Origin of the sequence: Salmonella sp. JXY0409-18, assembly GCF_020268625.1 — a bacterium.
In the GTDB taxonomy this organism is placed as follows: domain Bacteria; phylum Pseudomonadota; class Gammaproteobacteria; order Enterobacterales; family Enterobacteriaceae; genus Salmonella; species Salmonella enterica.
Window position 1 is genome coordinate 1,324,761 of record NZ_CP084216.1, and the last position, 15,212, is coordinate 1,339,972.

General features: G+C 54.2%; 11 protein-coding genes. 5 read left to right on the top strand and 6 right to left on the bottom strand.

Going from position 1 to position 15,212, the window contains the following annotated elements:
- Positions 1 to 9: 9 nt before the first annotated feature.
- Positions 10 to 2,028, top strand: a complete 2,019-nt coding sequence (tmcA, locus tag LDB27_RS06200; protein ID WP_001279825.1) for a tRNA cytosine(34) acetyltransferase TmcA — start codon at positions 10 to 12, stop codon at positions 2,026 to 2,028.
- A gap of 26 nt (positions 2,029 to 2,054) precedes the next feature.
- On the opposite strand, the gene LDB27_RS06205 is transcribed toward tmcA, so the two are convergent.
- Genes LDB27_RS06205 through LDB27_RS06215 form a run of 3 tightly spaced genes read right to left on the bottom strand, consistent with a single transcriptional unit; the run spans position 2,055 to position 3,770 of the window.
- On the bottom strand, positions 2,055 to 2,255 hold the full coding sequence (locus tag LDB27_RS06205) for a YpfN family protein (RefSeq protein WP_000383842.1): 201 nt from the start codon (positions 2,253 to 2,255) through the stop codon (positions 2,055 to 2,057).
- A gap of 27 nt (positions 2,256 to 2,282) precedes the next feature.
- Positions 2,283 to 3,410: a succinyl-diaminopimelate desuccinylase gene (gene dapE / locus LDB27_RS06210; protein WP_001277825.1), complete on the bottom strand. Its 1,128-nt coding sequence runs from the start codon at positions 3,408 to 3,410 to the stop codon at positions 2,283 to 2,285.
- Positions 3,411 to 3,413: 3 nt separating this feature from the next.
- Entirely contained in the window at positions 3,414 to 3,770 is a 357-nt protein-coding gene (locus LDB27_RS06215) for an ArsC family reductase (RefSeq protein ID WP_000631927.1), read from the bottom strand.
- Between the two features lie 412 nt (positions 3,771 to 4,182).
- Between LDB27_RS06215 and ypfM the strand changes: the two genes are divergently transcribed.
- On the top strand, positions 4,183 to 4,242 hold the full coding sequence (ypfM, locus tag LDB27_RS06220) for a protein YpfM (RefSeq protein WP_001386977.1): 60 nt from the start codon (positions 4,183 to 4,185) through the stop codon (positions 4,240 to 4,242).
- A 101-nt stretch (positions 4,243 to 4,343) separates the two neighbouring features.
- Here ypfM and acrD read toward each other — a convergent pair whose 3' ends face one another.
- Entirely contained in the window at positions 4,344 to 7,457 is a 3,114-nt protein-coding gene (gene acrD / locus LDB27_RS06225) for a multidrug efflux RND transporter permease AcrD (protein ID WP_001263076.1), read from the bottom strand.
- 184 nt (positions 7,458 to 7,641) lie between these two features.
- Complete coding sequence (narQ, locus tag LDB27_RS06230) at positions 7,642 to 9,342, bottom strand: nitrate/nitrite two-component system sensor histidine kinase NarQ (RefSeq protein WP_000216809.1); 1,701 nt, start codon at positions 9,340 to 9,342, stop codon at positions 7,642 to 7,644.
- Between the two features lie 185 nt (positions 9,343 to 9,527).
- On the opposite strand from narQ, the gene aegA reads away from it, so the two are divergent.
- Positions 9,528 to 11,489 carry a formate-dependent uric acid utilization protein AegA gene (gene aegA / locus LDB27_RS06235; RefSeq protein ID WP_001078949.1) on the top strand — a complete coding sequence of 654 codons (1,962 nt, stop codon included), beginning with the start codon at positions 9,528 to 9,530 and terminating at the stop codon, positions 11,487 to 11,489.
- A 448-nt stretch (positions 11,490 to 11,937) separates the two neighbouring features.
- Here the strand turns inward: aegA and pbp4b are convergent, their stop codons facing one another.
- Positions 11,938 to 13,236 carry a penicillin binding protein PBP4B gene (gene pbp4b, locus LDB27_RS06240; protein ID WP_000673298.1) on the bottom strand — a complete coding sequence of 433 codons (1,299 nt, stop codon included), beginning with the start codon at positions 13,234 to 13,236 and terminating at the stop codon, positions 11,938 to 11,940.
- Between the two features lie 203 nt (positions 13,237 to 13,439).
- Between pbp4b and nudK the strand changes: the two genes are divergently transcribed.
- Positions 13,440 to 14,015, top strand: a complete 576-nt coding sequence (gene nudK, locus LDB27_RS06245; protein ID WP_000084037.1) for a GDP-mannose pyrophosphatase NudK — start codon at positions 13,440 to 13,442, stop codon at positions 14,013 to 14,015.
- 124 nt (positions 14,016 to 14,139) lie between these two features.
- Positions 14,140 to 15,183, top strand: coding sequence for a DUF1176 domain-containing protein (locus LDB27_RS06250; protein WP_001270669.1), 1,044 nt, complete (start codon positions 14,140 to 14,142; stop codon positions 15,181 to 15,183).
- The last annotated feature ends 29 nt before the right edge of the window (positions 15,184 to 15,212 follow it).

Below are 15,212 nucleotides of genomic sequence, written 5' to 3' on the forward strand. Positions count from 1 at the left end.
GGGGCAGGGATGTCTGATATCGATGCGCTACAGGCGTTAACGTCGCAAATGACACAGGAAGGCATTCGCCGTTTACTGGTCATCAGCGGCGATGCGGCGTGGTGCCGGGAGCGGGCCGAGGCGATACGCGCTGCGCTGCCCGGTGACTGGCTGTGGGTTGCGCCTGACGCGCCCGCGCAGCCGCGCTGTACGCCACAGGCGTTACAAACGCTGCTGGGCCGTGAATTTCGTCATGCGATATTTGATGCCTGGCAGGGCTTTGACGCCGCAGCGTTTGCCGCCCTGAGCGGGACCTTGCAGGCCGGAAGCTGGCTGCTTCTGCTGATGCCGCCGTATGAGACGTGGGAAAGCAGGCCTGATACCGATTCACTGCGCTGGAGCGACTGCGCGCAGCCTATCCCCACACCGCAGTTTGCACAGCATCTTAAACGGACTCTCTCCCGCGATCCGCAAACGCTGCTTTGGCGACAGCGCCAGCCGTTTTGCTGGCCATCTTATCCTTCCCGTGAACGCTGGCGACCCGCCACCGGCGAGCCGCAGCCGGAGCAGGCGGCTATCTTATCGCGTTTACGTGAAATGCCGCCCGGCGTGGCGACGGTGATTGCCCCCCGTGGGCGCGGCAAATCGGCGCTGGCCGGGCAATTCATCTCCCGGATGGCGGGCACGGCTATCGTGACCGCACCGGCGAAAACGGCAACGGATATCCTGGCAGCGTTTGCCGGTGAGCGGTTCTGCTTTATGGCGCCGGATGCGTTGCTGGCGAGCGGGGCAAGAGCCGACTGGCTGGTAGTTGACGAGGCGGCGGCAATCCCCTCGCCGCTGCTGCTGCAACTGGTTTCGCGCTTTCCCCGCATACTACTCACCACCACCGTTCAGGGCTACGAAGGCACCGGACGCGGTTTTTTACTTAAGTTTTGCGCCCGTTTTCCGCAGCTTCACCGCTTCACGCTTCGTCAGCCTGTCCGCTGGGCGCCAGAATGCCCGCTGGAAAATATCGTCAGCGAGGCGCTGATATTCGACGATGAAGCGTTTGCGCAGGCGCCACATGGCGCGATAGCAATCTCGGCGTTTTACCAACAGGCCTGGGGGGAGACGCCCGCGTTGCCGAGGGCTGTGTATCAGTTACTGTCGGGGGCGCACTATCGTACTTCGCCGCTGGATCTGCGCCGAATGATGGATGCGCCAGGGCAGCATTTTTTGCAGGCTACGGCGAATAACCGTGTGGCGGGCGCCCTCTGGCTGGTCGAAGAGGGCGGGCTATCCGCAGAACTCAGTCAGGCTGTATGGGCCGGTTTCCGGCGTCCGCGTGGAAATCTGGTGGCGCAGTCGCTGGCGGCGCACGGTAGCGACCCTTTAGCCGCCACGCTGGTCGGGCGTCGCGTAAGCCGTATCGCGGTGCACCCCGCCCGCCAGCGCGAAGGCATCGGTCAGCAGTTGATTGCCTGCGCGTGCATGCAGGCGGCGCAGTGTGATTATCTTTCCGTCAGCTTCGGCTATACGCCGGAGCTGTGGCGTTTCTGGCAACGCTGCGGCTTTGTACTGGTACGGATGGGCAACCATCGGGAGGCGAGCAGCGGTTGCTATACGGCGATGGCGTTATTGCCGCTGAGCGACGCGGGAAAACGGCTGGCGCAGCAGGAACACCGACGTTTGCGCCGCGATGCGGATATCCTGACGCAGTGGAACGGCGAGGCGATACCGCTGGCGGCGTTAGATGAACAGGCGCTTAATGATGAAGACTGGCGTGAGCTGGTCGGTTTTGCGTTCGCGCACCGCCCGCTACTGACATCGTTAGGTTGCCTGCATCGTTTACTGCAATACAGCGCATTGCCATTACCGGCGCTGAGAGGGCGGCTGGAAGAAAAAGCCAGCGATGCCGAACTGTGCGCCCGGCTACGCATTTCAGGCCGTAAAGCTCTGCTGGCGTTGCAGCGTGTGCAGACGGCGCAGGCGCTGATTGCGCTGGATGCCGGACGAACGCAGCGTTTGCGCGACGTAATGCCCGGCGGTGGGGACCATGCCGGATAGCGATACCTGTCCGGCATGTTATCCGGTTACTTTTTCGGCTGATCTTTCTTCGGCCAGTCTTCTTCATCGTCCCACTTATCGTTAAAATCGCGATGCGGGGGCAGCTCAGGTTTATTGGCAAGGAATTTCTTATGGTCGATGCGTTTGAGATCTTTGATCACATTCAGCAGTACGCCTACCAGAAACACCAATACCAGAATCCACCAATATTTTGCCAGCCAGTCCATGCTTATTTCCTCTTACAGGAACGCTCATCAGGCGACGAGCTGTTCCATAATACGTTGATACATACGGGCCAGTAGCTGGAGATCGGCGGCATTCACACATTCATTAATTTTATGAATGGTGGCGTTCACCGGCCCCAGTTCTACCACCTGCGCTCCCATACGGGCGATAAAACGTCCGTCGGACGTACCGCCCGTCGTCAGTAATTGCGGTTTAATTTCATTATAGTGCTCAATGGCGTTTACCACCGCGTCCACCAGCTTGCCGCGTGCGGTCAGGAACGGCTGGCCGGAAAGCCACCAGTCTACGGTATAGCGTAGCTGATGCTTCTCAAGCAGCGCATGTACCCGCTCTTTGATCATCTCATCGGTCAGTTCCGTGCTGAAACGGAAGTTAAACTGCACGAACAGTTCACCGGGAATGACATTATTGCTGCCGGTGCCTGCTTGGATATTGGCTACCTGCATACTGGTGGCCGGGAAAAAGTCATTGCCCCGATCCCACTCGATAGCGACCAGTTCATTAAGAAAAGGCGCGGCGCGATGAACAGGGTTATCCGCCAGATGCGGATAGGCGACGTGCCCCTGAACGCCATGAATAGTGAGGTTACAGGTGAGAGAACCGCGACGCCCGTTTTTGACGACATCGCCCACAATTTCAGTACTGGAAGGTTCGCCGACCAGACAGTAATCCAGCCGCTCGTTACGGGCCATCAGCGCTTCAACCACCTTTACGGTGCCATTTTTTGCGCTGGCTTCCTCATCAGAGGTAATCAAAAATGCGAGACGGCCCCGGTGATGAGGATGCTGCGCAACAAAACGTTCAGCAGCCACCACCATGGCCGCCAGTGAACCTTTCATATCCGCCGCGCCGCGACCGAACAACATTCCGTCGCGAATCGTAGGTTCAAACGGCGGATTGATCCAGCGATCGACATCGCCAGCCGGTACGACGTCAGTATGCCCGGCGAACGCCAGCGTTTCGCCACGCCCACGCCATGCCCAAAAATTTTGCGTGTCGCCAAAATCCATATGCTCAATGGTAAAACCGATTTTACGCAGGCGTTCAATCATTAATGCCTGACAGCCTGCGTCATCCGGACTCAGGGAGGGGCGACGAATAAGTTGCTGTGTCAGCTCAATAACCGGGCACGACATAGACTACACCTCATCAAAAAACTGCTGATAACGGGATTCACTGAAACCAAGCAGCATAGGCTTCCCGGGCGCGCAGAGCAATGGGCGTTTGATGATTGCCGGCTGTTCAACCATGAGAGCAGCGGCGGAGTCGGCATCGGTAATCCCGCTGCGGTCGCCTCCATCCAGTTTGCGCCATGTTGTGCCGCGCGTATTCAGTAAAGGCTGCCAGCCGAGTTCGGCAATAAAGGTATTAAGAAGAGGGAGGTCTATGCCATCCACACGGTAATCGTGAAAACGATAATCAATGCCATGCTCCTCCAGCCAACGGCGCGCTTTTTTGATCGTGTCGCAATTCTTAATGCCATAGAGGGTAATCATATTGAATCCTTTAACGCGAAATTCGAATAAATAATCAATAGTATCGTCTGCGGGATAATAAGTGTGGCTGTTAATGGTTATTTATCCAGCGCTGATCGGCAATCAATATAACATTGTTGAGTGAATGTGAATAATGATTCCAAAACGTTCCAAATGTGGCTTGTTTATAATTCGCGGGACAAATCCTATTTTGCGCACATGCAATTGATTGTTTTTTAACCCGATTTGATAAAGTAGTAGAAAAGGTATTAATGTTGCTAAATATTGCAGTAAGTCACATAAAATTTACGGCTACAGCGCCATAGTAATATCATAGACAGCGTAACCAGAGGATATCGCAACAATCGGTTAAATGAACTTCTCTCTATACCGCTAACTACGTAGAATACCCATAATAATAAGAGAGGCTATTATGATTGAACGTGAACTGGGGAACTGGAAAGATTTTATCGAAGTCATGCTTCGTAAATAAATGCCTGGAAGGCACCGCGCTCCCATAGGGGATAAGAAAAGGCGACTCAACGAAAGTCGCCTTTTTTGTGCCCGACACCTCGTATCAGGCTGGCCGGGAGCTTATTCCGGGCGCGGCTTCAGCGGGAAGCGGCGACGTATCAGCACGAAAAACAGGGGTACAAAGAAGATAGCCAGAATGGTTGCTGAGATCATTCCCCCCATCACGCCGGTTCCGACAGCATGTTGGCTACCCGAGCCTGCCCCGGTGCTGGTGGCCATCGGCAATACGCCAAAGATAAACGCCAGCGAAGTCATCAGTATCGGTCGCAGGCGCTGGCGGCTGGCGTACAGCGTGGCGTCTAACAGCGCGTGTCCCTTCTGATTCATTTCGTTAGCGAATTCCACAATCAGAATCGCGTTTTTCGCCGAGAGGCCGATAACGGTCAACAGCCCCACCTGGAAGTAAACATCGTTTTCCAGCCCGCGCATCCAGGTAGCGAGTAGCGCGCCAATGACGCCGAGCGGCACAACCAGCATCACCGAGAAGGGCACCGACCAGCTTTCATACAATGCCGCCAGACACAGGAAGACGACTAATAGCGAAATAGCGTACAGCGCAGGCGCCTGCGCGCCGGAGAGCCGTTCCTGGTAAGACATGGCTGTCCATTCCAGGCCAAAACCGCCCGGTAGCTGATGCACCAACGACTCCATGACATCCATCGCCGTCCCGGTACTGACCCCCGGCGCGGCCTCTCCGACAATTTCTACCGCCGAATAGCCGTTATAGCGTTCCAGACGCGGCGATCCGGTTTCCCAGCGCGAGGTGGCGAAGGCGGAGAAGGGGACCATGCCGCCGTCTTTGTTACGGACATACCAAAGATTAATATCATCCGGCAACATACGATATTTCGCCGCGGCCTGAACATAGACCTTCTTCACGCGGCCCCGGTCCATAAAGTCGTTGACGTAGCTCGATCCCCAGGCTGTTTGCAGGGTGTCGTTGATATCGTCAATCGATACGCCCAGCGCCTGCGCTTTTCGTTGGTCAATATCAATTTGCAGTTGCGGGCTGTCGTCCAGGCCGTTGTGGCGCACGCGGGTCAAGGAACTGTTTTTCCCGGCCAGCTCAATGAGTTGATCTCGTGCGGCCATCAGCGCGTCATGGCCTGCTCCGGCGTGATCCTGTAATTCCATATCAAAACCGGCGGAGCTGCCCAGACCGCTAATTGCCGGCGGGCTGCTGGCGAAGACGCGAGCTTCTTTAATCTGGTTAAACGCTTTTGTCGCCCGCTCAATAATGGCGAACGAGGAGCCGGTGGTGGGATCGCGCGCGTCCCAGTCTTTCAAGCGAACAAACATGCGCGCGACGTTTTGCCCATTCCCGCCAGGGCCGGAACCTACCGTCGAGAAGACCGACATAATGTTGTCTTTCTCATGGGTGAAGTAATAGTTTTCAACCTTTTCAACGACTTTCAGGGTCTGCTGTTGCGTAGAGCCGCTCGGTAGCTGGATAGACGTAGTGAACATGCCCCGATCTTCTTGCGGCAGAAAGGAGGTGGGGAGGCGCAGAAACAGGAACACCATGCCGCCAAGCAACAGAACATAAATCAGAATCCAGCGCAGGCTGCGATGCAAAATTTTCGCTACGCCTTTCTCATAACGTTCGGCATTACGATTGAAAGTACGGTTAAACCAGCCGAAAAATCCGCGTTGCCCGTGTTGTTCGCCTTTGTGCAACGGTTTTAATAACGTTGCGCACAGCGCCGGCGTCAGGATCATGGCGACCAGCACCGACAGCACCATTGCCGAGACAATGGTGATAGAAAACTGACGATAAATCGCCCCGGTGGTACCGCCAAAGAACGCCATCGGCACGAATACCGCAGACAGCACCATCGCAATACCGACCAGCGCCCCCTGGATCTGCCCCATGGATTTGCGCGTCGCTTCACGCGGCGTGAGCCCTTCTTCGCTCATGATACGTTCGACGTTTTCCACCACCACGATGGCATCGTCGACCAGGAGCCCGATCGCCAGCACCATCGCGAACATGGTTAATGTGTTAATACTGTAGCCAAACGCGTAAAGCACGGAGAAGGTGCCCATTAATACCACCGGCACGGCGATCGTCGGAATCAGCGTGGCGCGAAAGTTTTGCAGGAACAGGTACATCACCAGGAAAACCAGCGCGATAGCCTCCAGCAACGTTTTGACCACATCGATAATCGAGGCTTTAACAAAGGAGGTGGTTTCATACGCGATCTTGTATTCCAGGCCGTGAGGGAAGTACTGCGCCAGCTCGTTGAGGCGATCCAGCACCAGCTTCGCGGTCGCCATTTCATTCGCGCCGGAAGCCAGCTTAACCCCAAGACCGGAAGCCGGATTGCCGTTAAAACGGCTGAGGTAGTCATACTTTTCCGCCCCCAGCTCCACGGTGGCGACATCGCCCAGTTTGACCTCGGAACCGTCCTGATTAACGCGCAGGGTGATATCGCGAAATTGTTGCGGCGTTTGCAGCAGTGACTGCGCATTAATGGTGGCGTTCAGCGCCTGCTTGTCGACCGAAGGCGTACCGCCAAGCTGCCCGACGGCGATTTGCGCATTCTGCGACTCAATTGCATCGGTCACGTCTTTCGTGGTCATCTGAAAACTATTCAATTTGGCCGGATCGAGCCAGATACGCATAGAGTACTGTGAACCATAAGCGTCAATATCGCCCACGCCGTTGACGCGGCTGAGCGGGTCCTGAATATTACTGGCGACGTAGTCGGCGATATCCTGCTTGTCCATAGAACCGTCGGTAGAGACGAAAGCGATGGTCAAAATATTGGTATCGCCCGTTTTGCGTACCGTGACGCCTTGATCCTGTACCGCCTGCGGCAGTTTACGCATCGCGGACTGTAACTGGTTTTGCACCTGCTGAACCGCCTCATCAGGATCGGTTCCCGCAATAAAGCTCAGGGTGATGGTCGCCTGTCCGGTTCCGCTGCTTTGTGATGACATGTACATCAGATTATCGAGGCCCGTCATATTCTGCTCAATAACCTGGGTTACGGTATTTTCCAGCGTTTGCGCCGACGCTCCCGGATAATTCGCGGTAATACGTACGTTGGGCGGCGCCAGATCGGGATATTGTTCAACAGGTAAAGAAAAAATGGCTAACGCCCCTGTCAGACACAACAGGATAGCCAGCACCCAGGCAAAAATGGGGCGATCGATAAAAAAATTCGCCATTAAAGGGGAACCTCGTGTTTCTACATATCGTTATAGATTTGAACTGCTTCACTGTAGCGGCAAGCTACGAGCCAAACGTGGAGAAATAAAGGAGATAATGTAAATTATCATGCGCTTTTACAGCATACTTTTTGTGCCAACGCCGGAAAGCCTGACATCTGGCCTTCCGGCGATTTGCCGTTCTTTACGTTAACTGACTCTCTTCCTTGTTGGAGGAGCGAAAACTGATACTGACCAGTGTGCCGCCGCCGGAGGGTTGCGAAAAATTCAGCGTGCCGCCAAGGCGCTCCGCGCGCTCACGCATTATATTCAGACCATAGTGTCCGGCAGGCTCATGCGGTTCGCCGATACCAATGCCATTATCGCGAATATAAACAGTATGATCGCCGTCAGGCGCGGTGACGCAGCTCACGGCGATTTCGCTCGCGTTGGCGTGTTTAATGGCGTTCAGGACCGCTTCACGCACAATTTGCAACAAATGCACCTGCATTTGCGCATCCAGTGCCAGCGTGGGTAAACGGCAATCCAACGTGAGTTTGGCTGGGGTCTGACTCTGTAAATCTTCCAGCATCTCATGCAATGCGGAGGGTAAATCGGCCTGCTGTAACGTCAGACGGAACGTGGTGAGTAGCTCGCGAAGCTGACGGTAGGCGTCGTTCAGCGCTCTGGAAAAATCCGCCATGATGCTTTGCGCGCCGGCGTTATCTTCTGGAATGGCGCGCTTCAAAAGCGTTAACTGAATACGTAAATAAGAAAGTACCTGCGCCAGCGAATCGTGTAGCTCACGGGCAATTGTCGCGCGCTCTTCCATTAACAAAAGTTGCTGAAAGTGTTTTTGCGCCTGATTAAAGTACAAACCACGCCCCAGCATCGTGGAGACGCTGTTCAGCAGCGGCGTAGAGGCATTAACGTTGGGGCTTTGCCAGTGGAGTTCGCCATAGACCGTGTCCTGCATCGTCACTGGCAGCATTTGCATCGGCAGGTCGGGGCTTTGCGTGCCTTCGCTAATCCGCCAGTTATCGCCCACGGTTAACTCCAGATACCAGGCGGCGTCATGTTCACGGACAATTTGCAAAATATGGCGAAAACAGTGGACATCGATTTGGCTGGTATTCAGCGCCTGGGAGCACTGGTATAACACCTCCAGGCGGCGATGCGCTTCGTGCAGATCGTGCGTTTTTTCTTCCACCGAGGCTTCCAGCGAACGGTAAAGTTTATGCAGCTCGCTCGACATCTGACTAAACGTTTTCGCCAATAATCCCAGCTCATTGGGTAAGCTGGTATCCAGCGGCAGCGGGGCGAACTGACCATGTTCAATACGCTGACTGGCGGTGACCAGTTGATTCAGCGGGCGAACGACCTGCTGGCGAATACGCCGTAGGGTAAAAAAGACCAGCGTAAATATGCCGATACCGCCCGCCAGCGATATGGCGACGACCAGCATGACTTTACGCTCGGCGTAATGCTGTAACGCCAGAACGAAGAGATCAATTTGATCGACGTAATTGTTGATATTGATCTGATACCAGGCAATGTCGCCGTCCTGTAGGCGGCTATTCATCTCCAGCCAGTTGGCGTGCAGGCGCGCGTAGCGAGTTTTCACCGCCTGCGGCACATACCAGGCGTTGAGATTTTGCAGTACCGGCGAGTTGAGCGCGTGCTGGAAAAGTTGACGATGCGCATTAATCTGCGGGCTACGGCTTTGCAGATCGTAACCCAGCCGATAGCTCTGCATTCGTAGCGAACCGGCGATATTGATCGCTTCGGCATCCCGTAAACTGCTGGTCAGCGTCAGTAATGCGCTGCCGGTGGACAGAATAGACAACAGCACAATATAGAAAAAAGCCTTAGCCAGACTGGCTGAGACCGGGCGTTTAACCGTCACGCTGGCACTCCCCGCATTTAGCTGAATCGCAATTGCATTTGCTTTGAAATAAATTGATCTGCCACAGGTTCTGGACAGATAGTTGTGCTTCCTGGGCAGATGAACATTGCCGACCCCGCCTTCGTCAGTTAATAACAATGCTCATATAAAGAATAAGGTTTTTACAACCAAAACAGAAGGATGCCATGAATCGTTTTATTATGGCCAATAGCCAGCAGTGTCTGGGCTGCCATGCCTGCGAGGTCGCCTGCGTAATGGCTCACAATGATGAGCGACATGTCCTGACGTCACAGCGCTATCAGCCCCGAATTACTGTCATCAAACATCAGCACCAGCGCAGCGCGGTCACATGTCACCATTGCGAAGATGCGCCCTGCGCCCGTAGCTGTCCGAACGGCGCGATCGCGCATATTAACAACAGCGTGCAGGTCAATGCGCAGAAGTGCATCGGCTGTAAATCCTGCGTCGTCGCCTGCCCATTCGGCACCATGCAGATGGTATTGACGCCCGTCGCGCCAAACCAGTTCAAAGCCAGCGCGCATAAATGCGATCTGTGTCAGGGACGTGAACAGGGTCCGGCCTGCGTGGAAAATTGCCCGGCGGATGCGCTGCAACTGGTCACCGAAGACTCGTTGACCCGTCTGGCTAAAACGCGACGGCTGCGTACCGCCCGGCAGGAGATTCGCCCCTGGCATACCGTGGATACACAACACAGTGGGACAGCAAGCAGCAAAGTCGAGCGTATGCAGGCGACGCCGCCACGCGGCGAACCGGATAAACTGGCGATTGAAGCGCGTAAAACCACCTTTGAGGAAATTTATCTGCCGTTTCGCGCCGCGCAGGCCGAGCGTGAAGCGTCCCGCTGCCTCACATGCGGGGAACACAGTATCTGCGAATGGACCTGTCCTCTGCATAACCATATTCCCCAGTGGATCGAACTGGTGAAAGCCGGCGATATTGATGCGGCGGTAGAGCTTTCCCACCAGACCAACTGCCTGCCGGAAATTACCGGGCGCGTCTGTCCGCAGGACCGGCTATGCGAAGGCGCGTGTACACTCCGCGATGAGTATGGCGCGGTTACCATCGGCAACATTGAGCGCTATATCTCCGATCGCGCTCTGAGCAAAGGCTGGCGTCCCGACCTGTCGGACGTACAGAAGAGCGATAAGCGCGTGGCGATTATCGGCGCGGGGCCGGCAGGTCTTGCCTGCGCTGACGTGCTGGCGCGCCATGGCGTAAGCGCCACCGTCTACGATCGCCACCCGGAAATCGGCGGTTTGCTCACCTTTGGTATTCCGGCTTTCAAACTGGATAAATCTCTGCTGGCGCGCCGTCGGGAAATCTTCAGCGCGATGGGGATTCGTTTCGAGCTTAACTGCGAAGTAGGGAAAGATATTTCTCTGGAGACGCTGCTGGAGAGTTATGACGCCGTCTTTGTCGGGGTAGGAACCTACCGTTCCATGAAGGCTGATTTACCGAATGAAGACGCGCCGGGGGTATATGATGCGTTGCCATTCCTCATCGCCAATACCAAACAGGTGATGGGGCTTCCGGCGTTGCCTGACGAGCCGTTTATTGATACTGCGGGCCTTAACGTGGTTGTGCTGGGCGGCGGTGACACCGCAATGGACTGCGTACGTACGGCGCTGCGTCATGGCGCTGCCAACGTCACCTGCGCTTATCGCCGTGATGAGGCCAATATGCCGGGGTCGAAAAAAGAGGTGAAAAACGCGCGGGAAGAGGGCGCGAACTTTGAATTTAACGTTCAGCCGGTTGAGTTGGTGCTGGATACGCACGGGCGCGTCAGCGGTATTCGCTTTTTGCGTACGCGGCTTGGCGAACCGGATGGTCAGGGGCGACGCCGTCCGGTACCTGTACCGGACAGCGAGTTCGTGATGCCGGCGGATGCGGTCATTATGGCGTTTGGTTTTCATCCGCATGGTATGTCGTGGCTGGAATCGCATGGCGTGAAGGTGGATAACTGGGGACGTATTGCCGCCAGCGTCGAGAGCGAGTTTCGTTACCAGACGTCCAACCCGAAAATTTTCGCCGGCGGCGATGCGGTGCGCGGCGCCGATCTGGTGGTGACGGCGATGGCAGAAGGCCGACATGCCGCGCAGGGGATACTCGACTGGTTAGCTAAATAAGCGTATTTGTAGGCCGGTTAAGGCCTGGAACGGTTAAATGATTGAGTGATAAAAAATCTTAAACTTATTGGCTAACCTTACTCCGTTTGCAGAAATGTTGACGCTCGCAGGGCTGGACGCCCTGCGATAAACATTTTCCCGTCGGGGCGACGTTTAACAGGCCTGATGAGGCCAATCTTAGTATTGAAAATAGAGTGTAAATTGAAGGAAGGGACGCTATCAGAATCCCTTCTTAGAGCCTATCCCATTACGACTATTTTACTTGTCATTTTGGTCCTGGGCAGTGCTCGCCAAAACGCGTTAGCGTTTTGAACGCCGCTAGCGGCGGCCCGAAGGGCGAGCGTAGCGAGTCAAACCTCACGTACTACGTGTACGCTCCGGTTTTTGCGCGCTGTCCGTGTCCAAACTGGCTGCGCCAATAACGCCTGGTGGGATAGGCTCTTAATTTTTATTTTAAGGAACCATATATCCGGTCAACAATCCAGCCATACGTCGCCGCAGGTAATAATCCACTGACAAAAACATTCGGATTTACTTTAGGATTTGCTACCGGCGAGTGCGGCCTGTTACCTAAAATCACAATCGCCATATGATTAACCGGATCGATAGACGTCAGCGTTCCGGTCCATCCGGTATGTCCATACGTTTGTGGACTGGCTAATACCCCGAACGTGGGGGTCATTGAGGCGTTGCCGTTAACGCGCCACCCCAGACCAAAGGTAGCGTCTTCTGGCGAGCGGCGAGTAAACTGAGCAACCGTTTTGTCGTCGAATAGCTTCACGTTACCGTAGCCGCCCCCATTGAGCATGACTTGCATTAACACAGCCATATCATGGGTGTCAGAAAACAGTCCGGCGTGTCCTGAAACGCCGCCCATTGAGTACCAGGCTTTTTCATCATGCACCTGGCCCCATAGTGTATTGGTGCGAATATTGGGGAAATGAATCACGCCGTCACGCGTATTGCCGTGTAGTTCCGTTGCGGCGATTTGCGGCGGCGTGAAGCCTTTCATCAGCGGGTTAAAGACGGTATGTTTTAATCCGAGCGGTTTATAAATGGTGGTTTCGACGTAGCGATCTAATGGCATTGCCGTTATCGATTCAACGATAAAACCAAGAATCATATAATCCACGTCGCTGTAGATATGCTTTGATCCAGGTTGATATTCCAGCGGCGTCTTTTTAATCATCTCCAGAGTAGTGCTTTTACTCTGTGAAAATAATTTACCGGCGACGTTTTTATTGGGATATTGTGGGTCGGCAGGAAAGCCCGCGACGTGATGAAGAATATCAATAATGCGGAGTTTATCTTTGCCTTTTATTTTATCCCCAGGCATATCCTTAAAGCCGGGGATGTATTTTGATACCAAATCATTGACATCTATTTTCCCTTCATACACCAGTTTTTGCAATGCAAAGTTAGTGGCATACATTTTTGTGTTTGAAGCCAGGTCATACATCGTGTTAGTGGTCGCCCGAATGGGATGGGCTAACAGCGTGGAACCGTCATATTTTTTGGCATAGCCCCAGGCTTTTTGTAGAACAATATGATTATCTTTTATCACCAGAAGATTAATACTGGGATATCCGGCATCAATTTGATTTTGAATCCAGCCATCAAGTCGGTGAAGTTTTTGGCTATCAAATCCCACCTGATCAGGGCTCGCGGTGGTCAATACCGGATACTCAACGGCAAAAGCTGAAAGGGAAAACGTCAGTAGAACCGTCGCAACGAGAGTAAATTTCATGATGATTCCCTCAGTCTCACTCCGGCCGTCAAATCATATCGCGAGCATGGACTTTGCGGCCCGGAGAAGCAGAATATGGTCATGGCAGTGACAGAAAAATATGGCTGTACATCTGTTCAGTCGGCGTTAAGGATTAACCCTTCAGCAGACAAAACCGACCTCACGGCGTAATATTAATGCTCTTTTTACACCCTGGAGCCAGCATGTCGCAAACCATTACGCTTATTAAGGATAAAATTCTTTCTGATAATTATTTTACTCTGCGCAACATTACCTATGACCTGACCCGTCGTAATGGCGAGGTTATCCGTCACAAGCGTGAGGTTTACGATCGCGGGAATGGCGCAACCATTCTGCTTTACAACTCAACTAAAAAAACCGTGGTTCTGGTTCGTCAGTTTCGCGTGGCGACATGGGTCAACGGTAATCAAGACGGTATGTTAATTGAAACCTGCGCTGGCCTGCTTGATAACGACGAGCCGGAGGTCTGTATCCGTAAAGAGGCCATTGAAGAGACAGGGTATGACGTTGGTGAGGTACGCAAGATATTTGAGCTTTATATGTCGCCAGGCGGCGTCACGGAGCTGATTCATTTCTTCATTGCCGAATATCATGATAGCGAGCGTGCCAGCATCGGCGGCGGCGTGGAGGACGAAGAGATTGAGGTGCTTGAACTGCCGTTTTCCCGGGCGCTGGAAATGGTGCGCTCAGGTGAGATTCGGGACGGTAAGACCGTGTTATTGCTTAACTATTTACAGACGTCTCATCTAATGGACTGAAAAAAAAGAAATATATTTCTTTACACAAAAAAGACCAATCCGATAAATCTGATTGAGAACCCTGAGGCGCGCAAGGAAGATACCGCCTTAGCTGTGTTGTTCTGAATCTGGGGTTGTTCCGTTCATGCGCTACCGCGTTATTCTTTTTTGTCTGTTTGGCCTGTTGCCGGTCCAGCTACTGTGGGCTGCGCCAGCGCAACGGACTTTTTCCGACTGGCAGGTCACCTGTAATAACCAAAATTTTTGCGTAGCGCGCAATACTGGCGAACATCATGGGCTGGTGATGACATTAAGCCGCAGCGCCGGGGCGCGTACCGATGCGGTACTGCGTATCGACCGCGGCGGTTTGGCGCCGCCCGACGCTAAAGAAGCCGCAATTGCGCCTCGCTTATTGCTGGATGGCAAACCGCTTTCGTTCAACAGTCCACACTGGCGCGTGTCGCCCTGGCATCTCATGACCGGCGATCCTGCCACCATCACCGCATTTTTACAGACGATTCAGGATGCGCAGGCCATCACCTTAAAAAACGGCGTTCAGACGCTTTCGCTGGCGGGATTAAAAGCGGCATTACTGTTTATCGACGCGCAACAAAAACGTGTGGGCAGCGAAACCGCCTGGATTGAAAAAGGAAACGAACCGCCGCTCAGCGTGCCCCCGGCACCGGCATTAAAGGGGATCGCCGTGATTAATCCAACGCCCGTACCGCTGAGTGAGGAAGAACGCGACGATCTGCTGGACTACGCAGCATGGCGGGTAAACGGCATTCGCTGTTCGCTTGACCCGCTGCGTCGCGAGACGCAGGTCAGCGCGTTGACGGATGATAAAGCGTTATTGATTGTTAACTGCGAAGCCGGCGCCTATAACACCATTGATCTCGCCTGGGTAGTTTCACGCAAAAAAACGCTCGCCTCGCGCGCCGTACGTTTGCGGCTGCCGTTTAATCGCGGCGTCGAAAGTAATGACATGGAGTTGATGAACGCCTTCTTTGACGAGAAAACGCGCGAGCTGGTGACGTTGGCGAAAGGGCGGGGGTTAACCGACTGCGGTATCCAGACGCGCTGGCGTTATGATGGCGATCGTTTTCGTCTGGTGCGTTATGCCGAAGAACCGAGCTGCGATAGCTGGCACGGGCCGGATGCCTGGCCTACGCTGTGGATCACGCGTTGAATCCTGGTTGTTATCCCCCTTTTCAGAAT

Bases quoted from the DNA above. Each gene is read 5' to 3' on its own strand.
- aegA (WP_001078949.1), top strand. From the start codon at position 9,528: ATGAATCGTTTTATTATGGCCAATAGCCAGCAGTGTCTGGGCTGCCAT.
- tmcA (WP_001279825.1), top strand. From the start codon at position 10: ATGTCTGATATCGATGCGCTACAGGCGTTAACGTCGCAAATGACACAG.
- LDB27_RS06250 (WP_001270669.1), top strand. From the start codon at position 14,140: ATGCGCTACCGCGTTATTCTTTTTTGTCTGTTTGGCCTGTTGCCGGTC.
- acrD (WP_001263076.1), bottom strand. From the start codon at position 7,457: ATGGCGAATTTTTTTATCGATCGCCCCATTTTTGCCTGGGTGCTGGCT.
- dapE (WP_001277825.1), bottom strand. From the start codon at position 3,410: ATGTCGTGCCCGGTTATTGAGCTGACACAGCAACTTATTCGTCGCCCC.
- LDB27_RS06215 (WP_000631927.1), bottom strand. From the start codon at position 3,770: ATGATTACCCTCTATGGCATTAAGAATTGCGACACGATCAAAAAAGCG.
- LDB27_RS06205 (WP_000383842.1), bottom strand. From the start codon at position 2,255: ATGGACTGGCTGGCAAAATATTGGTGGATTCTGGTATTGGTGTTTCTG.
- pbp4b (WP_000673298.1), bottom strand. From the start codon at position 13,236: ATGAAATTTACTCTCGTTGCGACGGTTCTACTGACGTTTTCCCTTTCA.
- nudK (WP_000084037.1), top strand. From the start codon at position 13,440: ATGTCGCAAACCATTACGCTTATTAAGGATAAAATTCTTTCTGATAAT.